Raw genomic sequence first — 23,333 nt, forward strand, 5'->3', positions numbered from 1 at the left:
TTGGGAGACGCTATGTCCACTTTTGCGCAAATGATCGAAAACATCACCCCGGAAATCTACCAGAGCCTGAAATTGGCTGTGGAACTGGGCAAATGGGCGGACGGGCGCAAGCTCACCACCGAACAGAAAGAACTGTCGCTGCAGGCAGTGATCGCCTGGGAACTGCAGAACCTGCCTGAAGAGCAGCGGACCGGCTACATGGGGCCGCAAGAGTGCAGCTCGAAGTCGGCGCCGGTAGCTAACATCCTGTTCAAATCGGATGCGGTCCATTGATCGAACTTGGCCGCGGCTCCATCAGTAAAATGTCGGCGCGTCTTGGCGCACCGGTGGTGCAGTACGCTTTTCGTCTGGGCGAACAGGAGGTGCCGGTCAATCCGTTGATCGGCAAGACCCTGCGCCTGGAATACCTCGGCGCTATTCATTGCAGCCATTGCGGTCGCAAGACCAAGACCAGCTTCAGTCAGGGGTATTGCTACCCGTGCATGACCAAACTGGCCCAGTGCGATGTGTGCATCATGGCCCCGGAAAAATGCCATTACGATCAAGGCACCTGCCGCGAACCGTCCTGGGGCGAGCAGTTCTGCATGACCGATCATGTGGTGTACCTGGCCAACTCTTCGGGTATCAAGGTCGGCATCACCCGTGCCACTCAGTTGCCCACGCGCTGGCTTGATCAGGGCGCCAGCCAGGCGTTGCCGATCGTTCGGGTTGCCACCCGCCAGCAATCGGGCTTGGTCGAAGACCTGCTCCGCAGTCAGGTCGCTGATCGTACCAATTGGCGGGCACTGCTCAAGGGCGATGCCGAGGCGGTTGACCTGCTGGCGGTGCGTGAACAGTTGTTCGACAGTTGCGCCGAAGGCCTGACCGCCTTGCAGGCGCGCTTCGGCCTACAGGCCGTGCAGCCATTGAGCGACGGCGAAGTGCTGGAAATACGCTACCCGGTCGAGGCCTACCCGAGCAAGATCGTCAGTTTCAACCTGGACAAGAACCCGGTGGCTGAAGGCACGCTGCTGGGGATCAAAGGTCAGTACCTGATTTTCGATACCGGTGTGATCAATATTCGCAAGTACACGGCGTACCAGCTCGCCGTGCATCAGTAAAAGGACCGCCACATGCGTACCGAACAGCCGCAAGTGATCTACCTCAAGGACTATCAGGCCCCCGAGTACCTGATTGACGAGACGCACCTGACCTTCGAACTGTTCGAGGACCACAGCCTGGTCCACGCGCAGTTGGTCATGCGCCGCAATCCTGCGCGTGGTCCAGGCTTGCCGCCGCTGGTGCTAGATGGCCAACAGTTGCAGTTGATTGCAGTCGCCATGGACGACCAAGCGTTGCAAGCGGCTGACTACCAACTGGACGACAGTCATCTTACCGTGCAGCCGAAAGCGGCAAGCTTCAAGCTCGACACCAGCGTGAAGATCCACCCGGAAAGCAACACCGCGCTGGAGGGGCTGTACAAGTCCGGCAGCATGTTCTGCACCCAGTGCGAAGCCGAGGGCTTTCGCAAGATCACCTATTACCTCGACCGCCCGGACGTGATGAGCAAATTCACCACCACGGTGATCGCCGAGCAGCATCGTTACCCGGTGCTGCTGTCCAACGGCAACCCGGTCGGTACCGGCCCGCAAGAAGATGGCCGGCACTGGGCGACCTGGGAAGACCCGTTCATGAAACCGGCCTACCTGTTCGCCCTGGTCGCGGGTGACCTGTGGTGTGTCGAAGACAAATTCACCCGCCAATCGGGCCGTGACGTAACCCTGCGCATCTATGTCGAGCCGGAAAACATCGACAAATGCCAACACGCCATGACCAGCCTGAAGAAGTCCATGCGCTGGGACGAGGAGGTCTATGGCCGTGAATACGATCTGGATATCTTCATGATCGTTGCGGTCAACGACTTCAACATGGGCGCCATGGAAAACAAGGGCCTGAACATCTTCAACTCCAGTTGCGTGCTGGCCCGCGCCGAAACCGCCACCGACGCTGCGCACCAGCGAGTCGAGGCCGTGGTGGCGCATGAGTACTTCCATAACTGGTCGGGCAACCGCGTGACCTGTCGCGACTGGTTCCAGCTGTCGCTCAAGGAAGGCTTCACGGTGTTCCGCGATTCGCAATTCAGTGCCGACATGAACTCGCGCACGGTCAAGCGTATCGAGGACGTAGCCTACCTGCGTACCCACCAGTTCGCCGAAGATGCCGGCCCTATGGCGCACGCCGTACGCCCGGACAGTTTCATCGAAATCTCCAACTTCTACACCCTGACCGTTTACGAGAAGGGCTCGGAAGTAGTGCGTATGGTCCGTACCTTGCTCGGCGCCGAAGGGTTCCGCAAAGGCAGCGACCTGTACTTCGAACGCCATGATGGCCAGGCCGTGACCTGCGACGATTTTATCAAGGCCATGGAAGATGCCAATGGTGTCGACCTGACCCAGTTCAAGCGCTGGTACAGCCAGGCTGGCACCCCGCGTCTGGCGGTCAGCGAGGTGTATGACAGCGCCGCGCAAACCTACAGCCTGACCTTCCGCCAGAGCTACCCGGCGACCCCGGACAAGGTCGAGAAACACCCGTTCGTGATACCGGTCGAGCTCGGCCTGCTCGATGCCCTGGGCAACGACATCGGCCTGCGTCTGCAGGGTGAAGCGTCAGCTGCAGGCACCTCGCGGGTGCTGTCGGTGACTGAAGCCGAGCAAACCTTCACCTTCGTCGATGTGGCTGCCAAGCCACTGCCTTCGCTGCTGCGCGGCTTCAGTGCGCCGGTGAAGCTGAGTTTCCCCTACGATCGCGATCAGCTGATGTTCCTCATGCAGCATGACAGCGACGGTTTCAATCGTTGGGAAGCCGGCCAGCAGCTGTCGGTGCAGGTGCTGCAGGAGCTGATCGCCCAGCATCAGCAGGGCAGTGCGCTGCTGCTCGACCAGCGTCTGGTCACGGCGTTGGGCACGGTACTGGCCAACGAGCAACTGGATCAGGCCATGGTCGCCGAGATGCTCTCGCTGCCAAGCGAAGCCTACCTCACCGAAATCAGCGAAGTGGCGGATGTCGATGCCATTCACGCGGCCCGTGAGTTCGCCCGCAAGCAGATCGCCGATCAGCTGTTCGACGCCTTGAATGCACGTTACCAGGCCAACCGCGGCCTCTCGCGGACAACCGAATACGTCGCCGCAGCGGAACACTTCGCTCGTCGCAGCCTGCAGAACATTGCCTTGTCGTACCTGATGCTCAGTGGCAAACCTGAAGTACTGGCCGCAACCCAGGAACAGTTCGACGCTTGTGACAACATGACCGAGCGTCTTACCGCGCTGGCCGTGCTGGTCAACTCGCCGTTTGAAGCCGAACGGGCCAAGGCGCTGGAAGTCTTCGCGGAAAACTTCAAGGACAACCCGCTGGTCATGGACCAATGGTTCAGCGTACAGGCGGGCAGCACCTTGCCGGGTAGCCTGGCACGGGTCAAGGCGCTGATGCAGCATCCGGCGTTCACGATGAAGAACCCGAACAAGGTGCGTGCCTTGATCGGCGCCTTCGCCGGGCAGAACCTGGTCAACTTCCATGCGGCCGATGGCTCTGGCTATCGCTTCCTGGCGGACCTGGTGATCGAGCTCAACGCCCTCAACCCGCAGATCGCCTCGCGCCAGCTGGCGCCGCTGACCCGCTGGCGCAAGTACGATGCGGCGCGTCAGGCACTGATGAAGGCCGAGCTGGAGCGCATTCTGGCTTCCGGTTCGCTGTCCAGCGATGTGTACGAAGTCGTGAGCAAGAGCCTGGCTTAAGGGCCAAGGGGGCTGCTTTGCAGTCCCAAATTTTTGGTTTTTCACAGAATTCTGGTAAAGGCAGAAACAGGAATGCCGATTTGATGGATGATGTTCTTTCGAGAAGACACATCTACAAATCGGCGTTCTTGTGCGCGGTGCTAATGCGTGTCTGCCCTTTTGGGGAGCGCTTTTCTATTGTCGCGATCAGGCCTGACGGCGATGGCCTGCTGATCAATCTGATTCCGCAGCTCACGAGATCCCCATCTACAGCCTGGCCGGAGGAGCTTGAAACGGGCCGTGGGCAAAGCGCATGTTGTCCAGTACCAGCACGTCACCGGTTTGCCACTCAAATACCCGAGTCTCAGCCTCATAAGCCGCGTGTATGGCTTCAAGGGTTTCGCGCTCAAAAGGCTGGCCATCGCCGTAGCACGTGTCGTAGGGAAGTGCCTGAGCCCCGACTTGCTCGAACAGTTCATTGCGCATCTGATCCGGCATGCTCGCCGGATTGAAGAACAGGCCATGGTTGAACCACAGGCGCTCGCCCGTTAACGGATGCCGATGTATCGCGTCCCGTTCATACGTCACGTAAAGGCCGTTTTCAGTCCAGTGAGGCGTCATGGCGGAATCGGCGCAATAGGCTTCAAGCGCCTGCCGGGTATCGACACCGAACACCTTCTGCCAGCTGAACCCCAGCACTTCTCCGAAGCGGCGGATGTAGCGGATCTTGCGCCGCTCGAATTCAGTAAGGAGCGGCTCGCTTAGCCGCTTGAGCACGCCTCGGCAGTCTGCAATCGGTGTCCCACCGCGGGTACTGGCCGGGGTTTCGCAATAGAAAGCAATGGTCATTGGCCACGCCACGCAATGCGAGTTCTCGTTGTGCAGAGGAATACTTTGATCAGATGAATATTCGGTCGAGGTAAAGACGTCTCCATGCACATGGGTGCGCGGCGTGGCGGGTTCTCGATAGTGGGCTGAGGTCTTGGCCAGTCGTTTGACGAATGAAGAGAACATGGCGGCCCCTTCTACCTGGAATGACCGCAACAAGACGCAGCCGTGTTGCGCCAGCAGATGCCTGGTCTGTTCCAGGCGTTCGTCGCGTAGATCATCCAATGAAACACCTGGAACACGAGGCTTCATGGTGCAAGGGGGTTCGTGTGGATCGGTACTGAACGAAACCAGCGTCTGAAGTACATCGACAGACGAAATTCCGTTTCTTTGTCGGCGGATGGTGCTCATCTTTTCTCCGGATCTGGAAGGCTGGATGGGACGTCGTGATTGACCTGTTGAATGTCCAAGACGGGTGCTGACAGGGGAGAGCGCCATAGCACTACGGTGCAAAGCACATTGAAGGCAATGGCCACGCCTAGAGCGCCAAAGGTTCCGAAGTGATGAGCGGCATAGCCACCGAAGACCGAGCCAACCGGCAAACCCACCCATGTTGTGACACGGAACGCGGCCATTGTGCGTCCCAGGAACGGTCGCGGGATCGCGGCCTGGCGAATGCTCACGGAGCTGACTTGAGAGGTCGCCACAACTGCGCCGAAGATGAAAAAAACCACGGCTGCGAGGGCTGTCAGCGTCTCAAAGCGAGACGTATAGAGGAACAGCATCAACCCAAGGCTTGTTAACGCGGCTATTAGTTTTGCCGCCAGGATGGTACGTCCCACACCCAATCGCGAGACCATCCACGTTGAGCCCAGACTCCCCAAAAGAAAGCCCGCGCCATTGGCTGAAAAGGCCACAGAGATGGTGAGTTCGGGGCGGTTTCCCAGAATCGCCACACCGCCGACAAAGATAGGCAACAGCATGCCGTAGAAAATGTTCCACGTTAGCGAGTTGAACACTACCGCACGCATTAGCGCCGACTGCACCAGCGATCGAAACCCGGAAAACTTGGGGCCAAGTGTTGTTACCGGTTTCGCAGGCGTGACGTGGGCCTTCGAACCTGGCCCCGAGCGTATTGCGGCCGTGCAGGTGATCAAGGCCGTAGCGGAAAGCAGGCACAACAGCGTGGCGGTACCTGTAGGTCCGGCTACAGCCAGCGTACTGCCGGCCAGGATGGGGCCGCCAATCTCTGCTATCGACTGGCAGATGGCCTGGATCTTGTTGGCCCAAGGCAGTTGCTCAGGCGCCACCAAGGTCGGTGTGACTGAGAGCAATGACACATCGAACAACATGCTGTGCAAGCCAACTAGAAACACCACCAGGAACAACGGTTGGATGGCGTTCGATAGGTCATTACGCTGGGATAGATAAACACTGATCGAGAAAATCACGACCAGGCCGATTTGTGACAACCCCAGGGTTTTGAGCGGCCCCAGCCGATCGACCCAGCCACCGATCAACAATCCCAGCAAAACCAGTGGCAGGGTTTCGGTGGCGACGAGAAACCCCAGTGATCGTGGATCTAGGTGCATGATGGACACCGCGATCAACGGAATCGAGGTTTGCCACACTTCCTTGACAACCAAGGTGCAGAGCGTAGCGACGATGATCCAAGTGAGTTGTCGGGTCATCCGGGTCGGCAGGGGCGATAAGGTCATGAGCGCTCCTGCGTTTGGCATCTGGCCGCTGTGATGAGATCGAGCCCAGTCATTCGCCTGCCTCTGCGTTCGCGTCGCAGCGACTATCGGAACACGTCGCCCAACGTTCAAGCAGTGCGGTGAAGGACGCGCACAGCATCTCTATGGACAGGCCCAAGTACAGGCTGGTGCTGTAGCGAAAAAGCCCCACAAAGTGCTCACCGCGGCGCGTCACATGCAGCGATAGATCGAACGGGCTGGTTGCGCTGTCGATGTCCAGGCGATCCACAGTGAGGTTATGCCAATGCAGCATCTCGTCCGTCTCGTAATGCAGAGCGAACAACGTCTGAAATAGAAGGTTGCGGTTGGTTTCACGTTTTGGACGCACCGCATCGACTATCTGGTCGAACTCAAGATCTACCGGCTGATCGATGACCTCCATGAATTGATCATGAACATGGCTGACCAATTGTTGCCAGCTCAGATCGGGCGTCACCTCGAAGCGCAGGGGGACGTTGTTGACAAAAAAGCCCACCAGGTTGTCGCTTCCGGAAACTTTGCGTCCCGCGAGGTCTGTCCCAATCACCACATCCCGGCGCTCTGACAACTGCGCAAGCGTCGCGGCGTAGGCAGAGAGCATCAGCGAAAACAGGGTGACCCGCTGTTGGCGCGCGAGGCTTTCCAGGTCGCGCATCAACGGCTGCGCGAGCTCGAATACGTATTCGGCACCGGCAAAACTCTGCACCGCAGGGCGAGGGAAATCGGTGGGCAGCCCGAAGGTCTTCGGTGCGCTGTCGAATTTTTCGCGCCAGAAGCGTTGTTGGCGTTCGAGCACACCTTGCTCGGCCAGTTGGGTGCGTTTCCACTGGGCGTAATCGATGTATTGGTACGCCAGTTCGGGCAGCGAAGAAGGGCGGGCGTTGCAAAAATCGCTGTATAGCTGCGCCAGTTCTTTCAACAAAACCGACTGCGACCAGCCGTCGAACACGATGTGATGGATGACCAGCAGCAACACGTGGTGCTCAGCCCCGAGCGTGACCAACGTCGCGCGGATCAGTGCATCTTCACTCAGGTCAAACGGCCGCCGCGCACGCTCCGTGAGTAACTCGTCGAGGTTGGCAGCCGATAGCTCGACCTCCTCGAAAGGCACCGCCGCCGATGTGCGCAAAGTGATTTGCGGTTCGCCATCGTCATTGATGATGTTGGCGCGCAGGATTTCGTGGCGTTGAACGATCGCTTCCAAGGACTTCACTAAGGCGGCCTGTTGCAGCGGGCCGGTCAGGCGCAGGGCCAGTGGAATGTTGTAGACCGGATTGCCGGGCACCAACTGATCAAGGATCCACAAGCGGTTCTGTGTCATCGACAGCGGCAAGAGTTCTTCACGGGGCAGGCGCGGGATTTCTACGGCTTTGATCAACGGATCGCGAGGCTGCTGTGCGAAGAATTCGGCCTGTCTGGCGATGGTGGGTCGGTCGAAAAACTGCCTCAGGCTGATGTCCAGGCCGTCATCCCGCAGCCTGGAAATCAAGCGCATGGCCAGCAGCGAATGGCCGCCGAGATCGAAGAAGTTGTCTTCCACGCTCAAGTGCTGGACCTCAAGCACCTCGGACCAGGCTTGCGCGAGCTGGCGGGGCAGGCCTTCGGCGGGGAGGGCGCCGTGGCCGCCGGTTGCGGCTTGCGGTTGCGGCAATGCACGTCGGTCGATCTTGCCGTTTTGGGTCAAAGGCCATTGATCAACCCCGACGAACGCGGCGGGCACCATGTATTCGGGCAATTCCCGGCGCAGGCCTTCTCGCAAGGCTGTGCTGTCGTTTGCACGATGAGCCGGCATGACATAGGCGATCAGGTGCGCTTCTGTGGCTTGAGTGTCGGCCAGTACCAAGGCGTCCGTCACTCCTTCCTGCTGCCTCAGCGCATGGGCGATTTCGCCCAACTCAATGCGAAAGCCTCTGAGCTTGACCTGGTCGTCCATGCGGCCCAGGAATTCATAGCAACCATCCGGGAGTCTGCGGGCCCTGTCGCCCGTCAGATAGACCCGGGTTTTTTCGAGTCCGCCCAGGTCCAGCCAACGAAAGCTCTCTTCTGTCAGAGCCGCATTATCCTTATAGCCGTTTGCTAATGGCTTGCCGGCCACAGATAGCTGCCCGGCAGCGCCCCAGGGCACCGGTTGAAACGACTCGTCCAAAATAAGCAACTGCGCTCCAGCGGCGGGTGATCCAAGTGGTGCGTTGATGGGGGTGAAGTGCCCCTCTCCTTGCCAGAAAGCGACGTTGATGGTGGTCTCGGTAGGTCCATAAAAAACGCAAAACGGCAGCGGGTTAAGCGCTATGAAATCCTGTAGGAGTTTCGTGGGAACAGCCTCTCCACCGCTCATGAAACGCTTAATCGTGGAAGGAAGCACCACCCCAAGGTGCACAAACTCCAGCATCAAAGACGGCACAAGGCGAAGATGGGTGATCCGCTGCTCGGCACACAGAGAGGCCAGAATTCGAGGATCCAACCAATTGGATTGCCGCCCAGGAAGCACTATTGCCGCCCCCTGCAACAACGGCCAAAAGACTTCACGTATAAACACATCGAAGGTTGGAGCAGTACTGACAAGAACCCGATCCGAAGAGGTCAGCGCGAAGGCTTCCACCATCCAAGAGAGAAAGTTCTCCAGTGCCGCGTGGCCAACTTCCACACCCTTGGGAGTGCCTGTGGAGCCGGATGTGTAAATCAGGTAAGCGGGATGTTCAGCATCCATTGAAATGATTGGAAGAGGGGCGTCATTGACGAACTCACCGGCGCCAATCGCTTGTGCTCCAGCCGCGTGCAGCTCGGCCAGAATAGCGCCCTCGGCGACCAGAATCAGCGGCGCTTGCAGACTGTCTAATATTGTATTTCGCCGCTTGACTGGCGTATCCGGATCAATGACGACGAATGGGACGCCTAGCAACAGGCATGCGCACAAAGTACCGATTAGTTCATATGAGGCTGTATCGATAATAACGATCGGGCGGCCCTTTGTAGCGCCAAGTTCCAACAGGCGCCAGCCTGTAGCGTTCACGAAGTCGTACAACTGACGGTACGTCCAGTCTTGAATGTCGGACTTGATCGCTAAGTTCTCTGCGCCTGTGCGCAAGGCCTCGTGCAGGTTGGCAAGAAGGTCAACTTTCTGTACTTCATTCGAGCGCTTATGGGAATTCACCGATAATGAACTGCAGTCTCGCGTAGGATTGAGCCACTCATTTATTTCCGTGCATATCATATGACCCAAGTCTGCTAGTGCGAGCTTGCTGGTGGCGGCAGAATGCCCACTCAAAATCAGTGATCCTGGCGCAGAGGGTAATACCCCCTCGATAAAAGAGATGACGACCTCAGAGGTTGAAGCAGGCGCGGCGTGCAAGTTGAGTTGAAAACCTGTAGGGTCAGCGCATTTACTTCCCAAACCACATTCGAACACGAGGCTTATGGCGCCGGGGGATTCAGCCGGTTCAGTATCTGTTTCAAAGGAGGCGTCTATAAAACGCGCCGCCTTGCTCAGTACATCTTCTGATTTTTCTTGCTCTGTCTCCCACTGCGCCGGTAAATATCGGCGAAGTGCGTATGGGCCATAGGCATCAGCAAGTTCAGAATGCGCGCGTCCTTCGTGGAGGATTGTGAACCCAGAGGGTTCCGTCGAGTAAAGGCGTTTCCAGACTCTATGAGAGGCCGCCAACAACACCGCTTCTTTCGAGACGCCGGTCTTGGAACACACTGTGCAGATCTGTTCCATGGCATCAGTATTTATCTGCACTAACGTAGAACAGGTACCTTGTCCGTCTGGTTTGTCTTGGAATCCGTACGGTTTAAGGCTTGCGTTGAAGGCGTGAGGTTTACTCTCAGTCTCTGGTTGTGGTTCAAGTTTACGCTCGTTCAGAAAGTCTATGACTTCAACGAACTGCACCGCAGGGTCTTGATCAACTGTTTGGGCCAAGGTCTGCTGGTGATAAAGCCGCGCAAGATCCCTGGCGAAGAGCCGGAGGGTAGGTAAGTCTCCGAACACGGGTGACAGCAGGAGAGAAAGGCAGCGCTCACCTGACTCTGTAAGACTATCTGTGAGTAGCAGAGCCTGTTCGTAACCACTTCCCCTCCAACAATCTAAAAGCATCTCGAAGGCATCGCTCGTCGATGGGACTTTGGAGTGCAAACCTAACCGTCGTAGCTCGGAAGTGGGAAGAATGGCTTGAAACGGGGTGCTGGAATAGTTGGGGGAAGTAACCTTCGAACGTAGGACTTCATTCCGGGAGATCACTGCATCCACGGCGTTAGATAGTAATGTGGGGTCAGCTGGGAATGACCAGGTGATGGTTGCCAGATAGGGCGATACACCATTTATGGATTCGGGCGCGTGGTGCACTGCCTTCAAGCGTCGAGACTGTTCTATAGAGAGCGCATATACTGTATCGGGTATGTTTTTCATGACGTCGCCCCCATTGTTTCGGTCAACTGGTGGGTTGCCTTTGATGAGATGTCGCATGTGAGGTTTGCTCTTTTTGTTTGTCTTTGGTCTAGCGAGCACATGTATTAAAAAGCCCGCTGCTACGATGCGTAGAGCTGCCGGGAGACTAAGTGGTGCCACTGCGCCGAATGAAAGAAGCGTCAGGGCGATCAAAGTGCGAGCGTTGGAAGTGTCTGTTAAATCGCCTGGCCAATTTATTGGTGTGAATAATTAGGGCGAAAATTTCTTCAGTGATGAGTGGAGCATCTGCGTAGCCTTGGTCTTAATTTCATTGGACGGTAATAGGGATTCCGGAAAAAATCAAACACCTCAATCGACACGTCTCTCGTCACGTTTAGTGGCTGTCCCACTATCTCCCTAGGAAAACGAGTAATGGTGTTGTCAGTGCCGTTGAAAAAATCGACATTATCAAAAGGGCGATGTAGGTTTTTTCCGACAGCATTCCAGCTTTAAGATATACAGTCAGGATCGCCAATTTAACGATAACTTTAGTATTCATCAGTACCCCGACCTATGATGAGACTATAGACCTCATGGTAATCATCCTGCCCCTACCATACGGACTTAGGGCCTTTCCGAGCCTGAGCAATAGCAATGGCAGCCAAAGCCGAAAATTTGGGGCGGCGCAAATCCCTAGCGAGACCAAAAGACCGGAGTAGGCAATGAAGATTGGCGTAAAAAATAATTTACCCAATCCGCCAGCCCATTGATGCCATTCTTGCGCGTTAGGAAACACATCATGAAACACTTAAGCTTCAATAACTACTTCAAGCGTCTGATGAAAACCGAGCAGGGCCCCCACCAGTTCGCCGCAGCCTGCAGAACATTGCCTTGTCGTACCTGATGCTCAGTGGCAAACCTGAAGTACTGGCCGCAACCCAGGAACAGTTCGACGCTTGTGACAACATGACCGAGCGTCTTACCGCGCTGGCCGTGCTGGTCAACTCGCCGTTTGAAGCCGAACGGGCCAAGGCGCTGGAAGTCTTCGCGGAAAACTTCAAGGACAACCCACTGGTCATGGACCAATGGTTCAGCGTGCAGGCGGGCAGCACCTTGCCGGGCGGTCTGGCACGGGTAAAAGCGCTGATGCAGCATCCAGCGTTCACTATGAAGAACCCGAACAAGGTACGTGCCTTGATCGGTGCCTTCGCTGGCCAGAACCTGGTCAACTTCCATGCTGGCGATGGCTCTGGCTATCGCTTCCTGGCGGATCTGGTGATCGGGCTCAACGCCCTCAACCCGCAGATTGCCTCGCGGCAATTGGCGCCGTTGACCCGCTGGCGCAAATACGACGCCGCCCGTCAGGCGCTGATGAAGGGCGAACTGGAGCGCATTCTGGCGTCCGGTTCGCTGTCCAGCGATGTTTATGAAGTGGTGAGCAAGAGCCTGGCTTAAAACTCATCTGCAGGGGCGGGTTGACCGGGGCGGCGCTGGTCAACCCGCCCCTGCAACGTCCGCATTTCCCTCGCTTAACAAAAGATAACGTCCCGTTCGTTGTCAGCCCTTCAAAAACCCCGATAGGATGGCTCTCAGCTTTTGCGGGGCTCTGGAACACGGTTTTTCGCAGTACCTGCAAATAGATTGACCCAAATAACAATAATCGGGGGACACATCTATGACCGAGCCATACATGGCAGGTACCGGCGGCGCAGCGCGCGCGCGCCCATGGGCATTGGCCGCCAGCGGTTTGCTGGTGATGGCGATGGGGTTGTCGGCCACCACGGTTGTGGCGGCAACGTCCGAGGCCAAGGTCTACTCAACAGAATCGGCCAAGGCCGAAAGGAGCCTGTTGCTCGACGTGACCCAAGCCGGCCCACGCCTGATCACTGTCGGTGATCGCGGCCATATTCTCTTCTCCGATGACCAGGGCAAGACCTGGACCCAAGCCAAAGTGCCGACCCGGCAACTGCTCACCGCCGTTTATTTTGTCGACGCCAAGCAGGGCTGGGCGGTCGGCCACGACGCGCAGATCCTGGCCAGCAGCGACGGCGGGGTGACCTGGACCAAGCAATTCGAAGACCTGCAACGTGAAGCACCGCTGCTCGATGTCTGGTTCAAGGACGCCGAGCATGGCTTTGCCGTGGGTGCCTATGGCGCCTTGCTGGAAACCACCGACGGTGGCAAACAGTGGCTCGATGTCGCTGAACGTCTGGACAACGAAGACCAGTTCCACCTCAACGGCATAGCCCAGGTCAAAGAGGCCGGCCTGTTCATCGTCGGCGAGCAGGGCAGCATGTTCCGCTCCAGTGACGACGGCCAGACCTGGCAGAAGCTTCAAGGCCCCTATGAAGGCTCGCTGTTTGGTGTGATCGGCACCGCCCAGCCGCGCACACTGCTGGCCTACGGGCTGCGTGGCAACCTCTACCGTTCCACAGATTTTGGCGACAGTTGGCAACAGATCGAACTGAAGGCCGCCCGCGGTGCCCTCGAATTTGGCCTGGCAAGCGCTACGCTTCTGGCTAATGGCAACCTGGTATTGGTCGGCAACGGTGGCAGTGTCCTGCGCAGCAGCGACGACGGTCAGACCTTTAGCATCTTCAACCGCGCCGATCGCATCGCTCTGGCGGCTGTCAGCGCTCGCAATGGTGAGGGACTGGTGCTGGTTGGCCAGGGTGGTGTGCACCTGGCCTCGGCCCAGGGCGCCGAAGGAGTGCAGCCATGAGCCAGCAGGAGCAGTTCAACATGAATCAGCAGCACCATCACGACAAGGCGACGCTGCTTGAGCGCCTGATCTTCAACAACCGCCCGGTGGTGATCCTGATCTGCCTGCTGGTCAGTGTGTTCCTGTTCTGGCAGGCCATGCAGATCCGTCCTTCGACCAGCTTCGAGAAAATGATTCCGCTTGAGCATCCTTTCATCGAGAAGATGCTCGAACACCGCAACGATCTGGCCAACCTTGGCAACACCGTGCGCATCTCGGTGGAAGCCACCGATGGCGATATCTTCAGCAAGGACTACATGGAGACCTTGCGTCAGATTCACGACGAGGTCTTCTACATTCCAGGGGTTGACCGCTCCGGGCTGAAATCGCTGTGGAGTCCTAGCGTGCGCTGGACCGAGGTGACCGAAGAAGGCTTTGCCGGTGGTGAAGTCATTCCCAACACCTACGACGGCTCGCCTGACAGCCTCGATTTACTGCGCAACAACGTGCTCAAGTCCGGCCAGGTCGGTCGCCTGGTAGGCAACAACTTCAAGTCGAGCATCATCGATGTGCCGCTGCTGGAGTCTTACCCGGACCCGCAGGACCAGAGCAAACTGATCAAGCTCGACTACCAGCAGTTCTCCCATCAGCTGGAAGAGAAAATCCGCGACAAGTTCCAGGCGCAAAACCCTAATGTGAAGATTCACATCGTCGGTTTCGCGAAAAAAGTCGGTGACCTGATCGATGGCCTGGTGATGGTAGCGATGTTCTTCGCTATCGCCTTGGTGATCACCTGGGTCCTGCTGTACTGGTTCACCTGGTGTATCCGCAGCACCATTGCCGTACTGATCACCACCCTGGTGGCGGTGGTCTGGCAACTGGGGTTGATGCATGCGGTGGGCTTCGGCCTGGATCCGTACTCGATGCTGGTGCCATTTCTGATCTTCGCCATTGGTATTTCCCACGGTGTGCAGAAGATCAACGGTATTGCCCTGCAATCGAGCGACGCCGATAACGCCCTGACCGCTGCCCGACGCACCTTCCGCCAGTTGTTCCTGCCGGGGATGATTGCGATTCTGGCCGACGCCGTCGGCTTCATTACCTTGTTGATCATCGACATCGGCGTGATCCGCGAGCTGGCAATCGGTGCTTCGATCGGCGTGGCGGTGATCGTGTTCACCAACCTGATCCTGCTGCCGGTGGCGATTTCCTATGTCGGCATCAGCAAGAAAGCCATCGAGCGCAGCAAGAAGGACGCGACCCGCGAGCATCCGTTCTGGCGCTTGCTGTCCAACTTCGCCAGCGCCAAGGTCGCGCCGGTGTCCATCGTCCTGGCCTTGCTGGCCTTCGGTGGCGGCCTCTGGTACAGCCAGAACCTGAAGATCGGTGACCTCGACCAGGGCGCACCGGAGTTGCGTCCGGATTCGCGCTACAACAACGACAACAGCTTCATCATCAACAACTACTCGACCAGCTCCGACGTACTGGTGGTGATGGTCAAAACGCCGACCGAGGGCTGTTCGATCTACTCGACCATGGCGCCGATCGACGAGCTGATGTGGAAGATGGAGAACACCCCAGGCGTGCAGTCGGCGATTTCCCTGGTTACCGTCTCCAAGCAGATGATCAAGGGCATGAACGAAGGCAACCTGAAATGGGAAAGCCTGTCGCGTAACACTGACGTGCTCAACAGCTCCATCGCCCGCGCCGACGGTCTGTACAACGCCGACTGCTCGCTGGCACCGGTGCTGGTGTTCCTCAACGACCACAAGGCGGAAACCCTCGATCGGGCGGTCAATGCCGTGAAAGAGTTTGCCGATACCCATAACAAGGAAGGCCTGGAGTTCCTCCTGGCGGCCGGTAACGCCGGGATTGAGGCGGCCACCAATGAGGTGATCAAGTCGGCTGAGCTGACCATCCTGATTCTGGTGTACATCTGTGTGGCGGTGATGTGCATGATCACCTTCCGCTCGTTTGCCGCGACCCTGTGCATCGTGCTGCCGCTGGTGCTGACCTCGGTGCTCGGCAACGCGCTGATGGCGTTCATGGGCATCGGCGTCAAAGTCGCGACCTTGCCGGTGGTGGCGCTGGGTGTGGGTATTGGTGTCGATTACGGCATCTACATCTACAGCCGCCTGGAAAGCTTCCTGCGTGCCGGCCTGCCGTTGCAGGAAGCCTACTACCAGACGCTCAAGTCGACCGGTAAAGCCGTGCTGTTCACCGGCCTGTGCCTGGCCATTGGCGTGTGCACCTGGATTTTCTCGGCGATCAAGTTTCAGGCCGACATGGGCCTGATGCTGACCTTCATGTTGCTGTGGAACATGTTCGGCGCACTGTGGCTGTTGCCAGCGCTGGCACGGTTCCTGATCAAACCGGAGAAAATGGCCGGCAAGGCGAGCGGATCGATTTTCGCTCACTGATCGGTGTGGTAAGCGGGGCTACTGTGTAGCCCATCGCCGGCAAGGCCGACTCCTACAGAGGTTGTAATTTCTGTGGGGGCCGTGCTTGCCGGCGATGCGTTAGAGGATGGAGTATCATGGCGTTTTTCCAGCCGATGATACCTGCGCAATGACAACCCTTTCCCAAGCCCTCGAAACGTGCGACATGCTCCTGATCGACGGCTTGCACGCGTTTGCCTTCACCTTCGATGACACCGGCCTGCAGATCGAATGCATGGACGGTCGAGCCCGCAAGACATGGTCCTTTTCCCCCGAGCAAATTACCGCCGCCCGAGCCGACGGTCAGGATTGGTTGATCGCTGCCGACAGTGCCGAGCATCGACTAGTCTGTATGAGTGCCTTTCGCGCACCGGATGAGGATGAGGATGACGATGAAGCGCCAGCTGACGACCCTGCTGATCGCTAGTGCCATGAGTGTGATCAGCACTGCCCACGCAGCGCAGCTGCTGGTGGGGAGTTACACCGATGGCGCCAGTGAAGGGCTATACCGTTATGCCTTCAGCAGTGTCAGTGGCCAGATTGGTGCCAAGCCATTGCAGGTGCTCAGGAGTGAAAATCCCTCCTGGCTAACCCTGTCGATTGACCATCGGCTGTTGTTCGCGGTCAACGAGAACGGCGCGGGTCAGGGCCAAGCCAGCAGTTTTTCCGTCAGCGCCAAAGACGGCACCCTCAAACCTCTCAACCAGATCAGCAGCGGCGGCGACGAGCCGACCCATGCCAGCCTCAGCCATGACCAGCGTTACCTGTTCGTCGCCAACTACGGTGTGCAACCGACACCTGGCGGCAGCTTGAGCGTGTTGCCGGTGGCCAAGGACGGCAGGTTGAGCGCCTTGGTGCAGCAGGACCAGCACAAGGCCAGCGGTGCCAACCCGCAACGCCAGGCCGGCCCGCATGTGCATTCGGTGGTGTCCTCGCCGGATGGTCAATACGTGTTCGCCAGCGACTTGGGCGCCGACAAGATATTTATCTACCGCTATGATGGCGCCAGTCCCAAGCACCCGCTGAGTCCGGCCACGCCTGCATCGGTCGAGCTGCCACCGGGTAGCGGTCCGCGTCATCTGCTGTTCAGCAGCGACGGCAAGCAGGCCTACCTGACCCTGGAAATGAGCGCGCAGGTGGTGGCCTTTGATCACGATGACGGCAAACTGATCGAACGCCAGCGCTTGCCGTTGACTGAGCAAAACGATGCCGCAGCCAAGGCCGCAGGCGCCTTGCACCTGTCGGCTGATGGGCGCTTTCTGTATGTCAGCAATCGTGGCACGGCCAATGAGTTGGTGGTCTTTGCGGTGGATGACGACAGCGGCAAGCTGATGCAAGTGCAGCGGCGCAGCGTGGAGGGTGATCATCCCCGCGAGTTCGTCATCGACCCGACGGGCAAGTTCCTTTTGGTGGCTAATCAGAAGAGCAACGAGATAGTGGTGATTAGCCGCGATCCACGCAGCGGCCTGCTGGGTGACACGGTGCAGAAGGTGTCCCAGGACGCACCGTCGGACCTCAAGTTCATCGACTGACTATCAACCGCCTTGATAATGGCTACTGCTGCAATGAATTTCTGTGCGCCGCGCCAGCGGCGTAAGTTTGAACCACGGCCTGCAACGGCCACTTCAAACCACAGACTTCGAGGTCAGCGCCATGAACTTCAATCTTTTCCCGGTCATTGCCGCTTCTGCCATTTCTGCTTCGGTTGCCTTGCCTGCGCACGCTCAGGTTGAAATCAGCGAGCGTAAGTCCTCTACCCTCAGCTACACCCAGAAATACTTGCAACAAAGTGCCAACTTCTATGCCGCGCTGGACCACAAGTCGCAGCACGGGGGCATGTAAATTTTCTGGTAATGGCATATCGCCATGTGATTAAATTTGGCGCTAAATTTTTGACTCTTCTCGATCAGGGGATGAAGCATGATCTGGCGCATCGTGGCGGTACTGCTGTTTCTCTATTCTTCGCCGATCCTGGCGTTGTGAGGCCTTTGGAACTAACGTGCCATGATCGCCTTGAACAACGGCGACTCAAGCCAGCCCTGCAACCAGGCACGCAGGTGCGGGTAGGGCGCTTTGGCGAACCACTCGGGTTCCACTGCGCAAAACTGACGCATCAACGGTAGCAAGGCCGCATCGGCCAAGCTTGGATGTTCGCTGAGTAGATAGGCGTGCTGGGCCAGCAGTGCATTCAATTCGGCCAGCCAAGGTTCAGCCTGCTGGCGATAGTGTTCACGGGAATGCTCCGGATAGCGTTCGGCGTATTTGTACAGGTTGGCCTGGACCTTGAAGTCGCAGTCATTACGTGCGATCAAGGCATCAGCTGCTTCTGCCGCCAGAGGGTCGGCGCGTAACAGCCAATCCTGCGGATCATGCCGGGCCAAAGCCCAGCGCATGATCTCCAGGCTCTCATCGAGTACCTGCTCACCGGTACTCAACACTGGCACCGTGCCTTTGGGCGACAGGGCGAGCAGCTCGGCCGGCTTGACCTTGAGGCTGACCTCATGGATGGCCACCGGGCATTCGCTGTAACGCAGCGCCAGGCGTGCGCGCATGGCCCACGGGCAGCGGCGGAACGAGTAGAGAATCATCCGCTGACCTCCACTGTACTCAAGCCATTGCCCTGACGGCGCACCTGGATCTGGACCGGAATGCGCTCGTGCATTTCCTGCACGTGGGAAATCACCGCGACCTTGCGGCCTTGAGCCTGTAGGCCATCGAGGGCATCCATGGCCAACTGCAACGACTCCGGATCAAGGCTGCCGAAGCCTTCGTCGATAAACAGCGATTCGATGCGCAAGGTGCTTGAGGCCATCGATGCCAGACCCAAGGCCAGGGCCAACGATACCAGGAAGGTTTCGCCACCGGACAATGAGTGCACCGAGCGCAATTCATCGCCCATCTCAGTATCCAATACCAATAAGCCAAGCAGGCTACCGCCGCGCTTGAGGCGATAGCGTCGAGCTAGCTGACGCAGTTGGGCATTGGCGTGATGCACCAGCAAATCGAGGTTGTAGCCCTGGGCGATCTTGCGGAAGGTGTCGCCAGTGGCCGAGCCGATCAAGGCATTGAGCCGCGCCCAACGCTGCCATTCGGCGTAGGTCTGAGCCATACGCTCGGCTAAGGCCTGATTGGCCTGTTGGCGGCGTTGATCGTCGGCCTGCTCGGCACGCAATTCGGCACACACCTGTTCACTGCCAGTCAGTTGTACCTGCACCGTATGCAGGGCCTGCTCGAGGGCCTCGGCGGGCAGCTCCAGCGTGGCCAGAGCCTGATGCTGCTCCAGGCGCTGCTGGCGTTCTGTGAGCAGGATCAGTGCTTGCTCCAGCGCTTTGTCACTGTCCTGCAGGCGTTGGCGAAGTTGGCTGACGGCGTCGTCATCAAAACCCAGTAATTGCTCCAGGCCACTGTCATCCAATTTTGGATGCTGCTGACGCCACTGCTCGATTTGACTGCGAACCTCGGCGTGTTCTTGTTCCAAGGCATTTAAGCGCTCACCTTTGGCCTTGAGTTCAGCGGCCAGCTCAATCAGTCGCGCCTGGGTTTCCTGTAATTGCTGGCCCGCCTCGGCCTGTTGCTGGCGAGCGTGCTCGACCGCCTGCTCCAGGTGCTGCTGCCACTGCTCGGCGCCCGCATGCTCACCAAGCAGTTGGGAGAGGCTGGCCTGGCAATGCTGCTGTTGGCGCTCAAACTCGCTGAACTGCTGCTGTAGCTCGGCTTTTTTCAGTTCCCGCGTCTGTTGCTGGAGTTGCGCCTTGTCCAGAGATTGCTGGCGATCACTGTGTTCTTGCTGCTCGTCCTTGCGCCGTTGCAGCAGGTCCAGGCGCAAGGCCAGTTGCTGGTCCAGGTGCAGGAAGGTAGCCGCAGGCTCGCAGCGCAAGTCATCGAGAACAGGCGCTGGTAGCACGCTAGCGAAGCTCGCCAGGTCTTGCTCCAGGCGCGCTTGATCGGCAGCCAGGGCTTGTTGCTGGTGGCTTAGCTGTTGAATGGCCTGCTGGCTGGCGTCGCTGGCAATCTGCAGCTGCTGTTGCAGGCGCGCGGCATCTTTTTGCAGGGTCAGCAGGGTGTTCTGACGCTGTTCGTCGCGGTTGATGTCGTCGCTCAGCCGGCGCGACTGTAATTGCAGCCAGGCATCGCGTTGGCTGCAGTCCTGTTCCAGCAGCACTGTGTGGAGCGGGTGTGCCTCAAGGTCCGGAGCGATGGCTTGCAGCTGTTCGAGCAGTTGCTCTTGTTGGTGCAGGTACTCTTTGATCTGGCCGTTGACGCCACCCAGTTGCGTGCGAAGTTCATCCAATTGCTGCTTCAGCGCGTCGACTGCTTGCTGGGCGTTGTGCTCTTCGTTCTGGTCATGGCGGCCCAGGCTCTGCAGCAGCGCTTCAGGCTGGTGATACGGATGTTCCTGGCTGCCGCACACCGGGCAGGGCTGATCATCTTGAAGTTGCGCCCGCAGTTCTTCGACGCTTTGGCTGCGGGCCAGGCGCTGGCGTTCGAGCAGTTGCCGGGTGACCGTCAGGGCCTGTTCGGCAGTGGTCAACTGGTTCTTGCCGTTGAGGCCGGCACTGATCAACTGTTCGCGCTGTTTGAGGGCGGCTTGCTGGCGCTCGCGCAGGGCGGCCTGACGTTGTTCCAGTGCTTGCTGTTGTTGCCACAGGTGGCTGAGTGTTTCCACCTGGCGCTGTTGCTGGCGGTTTTTCTGCAGCAGCTCGCCGAGCAGACCAATCTGTTCTGCCAGGGCTTCGGGTTCGGCCTGAGCTTCGTGGTAGAGCAGGGCGATGGCGGCGCGTTGTTGCTCCAGGGCGGCGCTGGCCTGTTCGACCCGTTGCTGCAGGCCCGGCAATTCGCCGCGCCCCTGGTTCAGTCGGTTGCCCAGTTGCATCAACTGCTGCAAGCGATCGCGGTAAGCGTGCCAGGCATCACTCAAGCCCGCCAGGGATTCGCTGTGCACAAGCTGTTCGCTGATCTGGCCGAGACGTTCTTCGCTCAGTCGCTGGTGTTCCGCCAACTGCAGCAGTTGTTGCTGGCCTTCATTGCAGGCGTGCTCAGCCTGTTGCTTGAGAGCCTGGCAGGTGGCCAGTTCCTGGGTCAGTCGGGTCAGGCTGTTTTGTTCGGCAAAGGCCTGGCGCAGCAAGGGTGCGCTTTCGCTCTGTCGGGCCAGGGCTTGAGTCAGCGCCTCTTGCGCGCCGAGCTGTTGTTCGTGCAGTTGCTGCTGGCATGCTTGCAGCTCACCGTGCTGCTGGTGCAAGGCACTGATACTGGCGGACAACGGCGTGAGCTGGCTGCTCAAGGCCTGTTGACGGGCAAATTGGTGACGCTGCGGTGCCAGGTGCTCCAAGCGCACCAGGTTCAAGCGCTCACCTTGCAGGTTGTCGCTGTGCTGCTGAGCGCTGAGCAATTGCTCGCTGCTGCTGTGCACCTGGGCTTGCAGTTGCTGCAGCTCGTTCAGCCAAGCGCGTTGCAGCTCCAGTTGGCGTAGCTGCGCCTGTTCGCCCTTCAAGCGCTCTTGCGCCTGCTTGTAGCGTTGATCAAGGTCGGCACGGGCTTGGTCTGACAGCGGCATGACCCCGGCGGCTTGCTCCTGCAGCGCTTTGTGCGCTTCTTCGGCCTCTTTGCTCTTACTATAGGCGCGGCGCCCAAGCTGGCTGTAGATCGCCGTGTTGGTGAGCTTTTCCAGCAGTTCACTGCGGTCTTTGTCGTCGGCCTTGAGGAATGCACTGAACTCACTCTGGGCCAGCATCACGGCGCGGGTGAACTGCTCGAAGTTCAAGCCCAGGCGCGATTCGATCAGCTGTTTGTATTCGCCCTTGCTCTGGTTGCTCAACAGTTGATCGCTGTCCAGGTCCTGCAGGCTCTGGCGACTGCCTTGCAGTTTGCCGTTGGCCTTGTCGCGGGCGCGATTGGCCTCCCAGCGTGCACGGTAGCGGCGACCATCAATGCCGACGAAGTCGACTTCGGCAAAGCCGCTGCCCGTGCCACGGCGCAGCAAGGTACGCGGATCACTGGTGAGAATGTCGCTGTCGACTTCCGGTAGCTTGGTTTCCCGGCCGATGTTGCTCAGCCGCGGTACGGCACCGAACAGCGCCAGGCACAGGGCATCGAGTAGGGTGCTCTTGCCGGCACCGGTCGGGCCGGTGATGGCGAACAGGCCAGCGCTGGCCAGCGGTTCGGCGGTAAAGTCGATTTCAAATGGACCGGCCAGCGATGCCAAGTTCTTCAGGCGGATGGCGAGAATCTTCATGGCTGTTCCTCTTGCTGCTGAACGTCCTGCAACAACAGGGCGAAATCGGCCAGGGTCTGCTCGTCCACGGTATTGCCGTAGGCCTGAGTCCAGGCGCGGCTGAACAGTTCCTGCGGGGTCATCTGCCCCAGCTCTACCAGGGCTGTGTCATCCATCTCTGCACTTTCACGGTTGCCTGCATACTCGGCGCCGATGCGCACCAGGCGCACGGCCTTGCCCTGCAACGCGTTTTCCAGTTGCTGGCGCAGGTCCGGCTGCGGCTCGTCCAGGCGCACCCGCACTTCCAGCCAGGGTTGACGTTGTGGGTCTTCGAGCAGGTCGATCACTGGCAAATCAGCCAATTGCTCGAGAATTTCAGGCAAAGGCGCCGGCCCCAGGCGTTGCAAGTGCACCGCGCGTGGGATCAGCCGTGATTCAACACTGGCCAGAGCGCTGCCATCGAGTTCGATTTCGAGGATCTGGTGCTGATAGCCGATTTCCGAGAACGACAGCGGAATCGGCGAGCCGCTGTAGCGAATGCGTTCTTCGCGGTTCACCCGCTGTGGCTTGTGCAGGTGCCCCAGGGCGACGTAGCTGATGTCCTTGCTGAACAGATTGGCGGGCAAGGCTTCGGCGTTGCCGATGATCAGGCTGCGCTCGGAGTCTTCTGAGACAGAACCGCCGGCCATGTGCGCGTGGCTGACGGCGATCAACGCCTGACCGGGCTTGCGTCGCTCAAGTGCTGCGGCGATCAAGCGCTCATGCACCTGGCCGATGCCACGCAGGTAATCGTCGCCCAAGTGTGCACCGGTGACTTCGGCCGGGCGCAGAAAGGGCAGGGCCAGGCACCAGGCAGCGACTTTGCCGCGGGCATTGGTCAGGGGAATCAGCAGGCGCTCGCTGTCGAGTACACCTTCATCCAGCCATTGCACCCGGCCCAGGGCGTGGGTGCGCAGGCGCCGCATTAACGGTGCCGGCAGTTCGATACGCGAACCGGAGTCGTGGTTGCCGGCAATCATCACGATATTGAGCTTCGGTTGTTGCTCGTGGGCCTGGACGATGAAGTCGTACAGACGCTCCTGCGCTTTGACTGGCGGATTGACCGTGTCGAAGATATCACCCGCGATCAGCAGCGCGTCAGGTTGGCGCAGTTTGAGCTGGCCAAGCAGCCACTCGAGAAAACAGGCGTGTTCGAAGTCGCGTTCCTGGCCATGCAGGGTTTGTCCCAGGTGCCAGTCAGAGGTGTGAAACAGACGCATGAAGGGTTCCGCAGATTGCCGGCGCAA

The 23,333-nt window shown here is 58.7% G+C and carries 14 protein-coding genes and 1 pseudogene; 9 read left to right on the plus strand and 6 right to left on the minus strand.

Annotated elements, in window-relative coordinates; translation table 11 throughout:
- Positions 1 to 12: 12 nt before the first annotated feature.
- Genes ACQRAX_RS24025 through pepN form a run of 3 tightly spaced genes read left to right on the plus strand, consistent with a single transcriptional unit; the run spans position 13 to position 3,770 of the window.
- The gene (locus ACQRAX_RS24025) at positions 13 to 273 is read left to right on the plus strand and encodes a YeaC family protein (protein ID WP_412040678.1); all 261 of its coding nucleotides are present in this window, start codon (positions 13 to 15) and stop codon (positions 271 to 273) included.
- Positions 270 to 1,100, plus strand: coding sequence for a DUF2797 domain-containing protein (locus tag ACQRAX_RS24030; protein WP_412040677.1), 831 nt, complete (start codon positions 270 to 272; stop codon positions 1,098 to 1,100). The genes ACQRAX_RS24025 and ACQRAX_RS24030 overlap by 4 nt, the downstream gene beginning before the upstream one ends.
- Positions 1,101 to 1,112: 12 nt before the next feature.
- Complete coding sequence (pepN, locus tag ACQRAX_RS24035) at positions 1,113 to 3,770, plus strand: aminopeptidase N (RefSeq protein ID WP_412040676.1); 2,658 nt, start codon at positions 1,113 to 1,115, stop codon at positions 3,768 to 3,770.
- A 246-nt stretch (positions 3,771 to 4,016) separates the two neighbouring features.
- Here the strand turns inward: pepN and ACQRAX_RS24040 are convergent, their stop codons facing one another.
- Genes ACQRAX_RS24040 through ACQRAX_RS24050 form a run of 3 tightly spaced genes read right to left on the minus strand, consistent with a single transcriptional unit; the run spans position 4,017 to position 10,775 of the window.
- Positions 4,017 to 4,988, minus strand: a complete 972-nt coding sequence (locus tag ACQRAX_RS24040; protein WP_412040675.1) for a TauD/TfdA family dioxygenase — start codon at positions 4,986 to 4,988, stop codon at positions 4,017 to 4,019.
- Positions 4,985 to 6,295: an MFS transporter gene (locus ACQRAX_RS24045; RefSeq protein ID WP_412040674.1), complete on the minus strand. Its 1,311-nt coding sequence runs from the start codon at positions 6,293 to 6,295 to the stop codon at positions 4,985 to 4,987. Before ACQRAX_RS24045 ends, ACQRAX_RS24040 begins: the two co-directional genes overlap by 4 nt.
- Positions 6,296 to 6,344: 49 nt before the next feature.
- Complete coding sequence (locus ACQRAX_RS24050; RefSeq protein ID WP_412040673.1) at positions 6,345 to 10,775, minus strand: condensation domain-containing protein; 4,431 nt, start codon at positions 10,773 to 10,775, stop codon at positions 6,345 to 6,347.
- A 789-nt stretch (positions 10,776 to 11,564) separates the two neighbouring features.
- Here ACQRAX_RS24050 and ACQRAX_RS24055 point away from each other — a divergent pair.
- The 6 genes and pseudogenes from ACQRAX_RS24055 to ACQRAX_RS24080 form a co-directional block, all read left to right on the plus strand.
- Positions 11,565 to 12,152, plus strand: a pseudogene (locus ACQRAX_RS24055) (aminopeptidase N C-terminal domain-containing protein); the annotation flags it as partial.
- Positions 12,153 to 12,372: 220 nt separating this feature from the next.
- Positions 12,373 to 13,419 carry a WD40/YVTN/BNR-like repeat-containing protein gene (locus ACQRAX_RS24060; protein ID WP_412040672.1) on the plus strand — a complete coding sequence of 349 codons (1,047 nt, stop codon included), beginning with the start codon at positions 12,373 to 12,375 and terminating at the stop codon, positions 13,417 to 13,419.
- 20 nt (positions 13,420 to 13,439) lie between these two features.
- A complete protein-coding gene (locus ACQRAX_RS24065; RefSeq protein WP_412040803.1) occupies positions 13,440 to 15,818 on the plus strand; it encodes an efflux RND transporter permease subunit in 2,379 nt (792 codons plus the stop codon).
- Between the two features lie 148 nt (positions 15,819 to 15,966).
- On the plus strand, positions 15,967 to 16,263 hold the full coding sequence (locus ACQRAX_RS24070) for a DUF5629 family protein (protein WP_412040671.1): 297 nt from the start codon (positions 15,967 to 15,969) through the stop codon (positions 16,261 to 16,263).
- Positions 16,229 to 17,368, plus strand: a complete 1,140-nt coding sequence (locus ACQRAX_RS24075; RefSeq protein ID WP_412040670.1) for a lactonase family protein — start codon at positions 16,229 to 16,231, stop codon at positions 17,366 to 17,368. Before ACQRAX_RS24070 ends, ACQRAX_RS24075 begins: the two co-directional genes overlap by 35 nt.
- A 121-nt stretch (positions 17,369 to 17,489) precedes the next feature.
- A complete protein-coding gene (locus ACQRAX_RS24080) occupies positions 17,490 to 17,678 on the plus strand; it encodes a hypothetical protein (RefSeq protein WP_412040669.1) in 189 nt (62 codons plus the stop codon).
- Positions 17,679 to 17,830: 152 nt separating this feature from the next.
- On the opposite strand, the gene ACQRAX_RS24085 is transcribed toward ACQRAX_RS24080, so the two are convergent.
- The 3 genes from ACQRAX_RS24085 to ACQRAX_RS24095 are packed head-to-tail and all read right to left on the minus strand — an operon-like array spanning position 17,831 to position 23,306.
- On the minus strand, positions 17,831 to 18,424 hold the full coding sequence (locus ACQRAX_RS24085) for a glutathione S-transferase (protein WP_412040668.1): 594 nt from the start codon (positions 18,422 to 18,424) through the stop codon (positions 17,831 to 17,833).
- Entirely contained in the window at positions 18,421 to 22,068 is a 3,648-nt protein-coding gene (locus ACQRAX_RS24090) for an AAA family ATPase (RefSeq protein ID WP_412040667.1), read from the minus strand. Before ACQRAX_RS24090 ends, ACQRAX_RS24085 begins: the two co-directional genes overlap by 4 nt.
- The gene (locus ACQRAX_RS24095; protein WP_412040666.1) at positions 22,065 to 23,306 is read right to left on the minus strand and encodes an exonuclease SbcCD subunit D; all 1,242 of its coding nucleotides are present in this window, start codon (positions 23,304 to 23,306) and stop codon (positions 22,065 to 22,067) included. Before ACQRAX_RS24095 ends, ACQRAX_RS24090 begins: the two co-directional genes overlap by 4 nt.
- Positions 23,307 to 23,333: the final 27 nt, after the last annotated feature.

It is taken from the genome of Pseudomonas sp. UM16 (assembly GCF_050312595.1).
Classification (GTDB): Bacteria; Pseudomonadota; Gammaproteobacteria; order Pseudomonadales; family Pseudomonadaceae; genus Aquipseudomonas.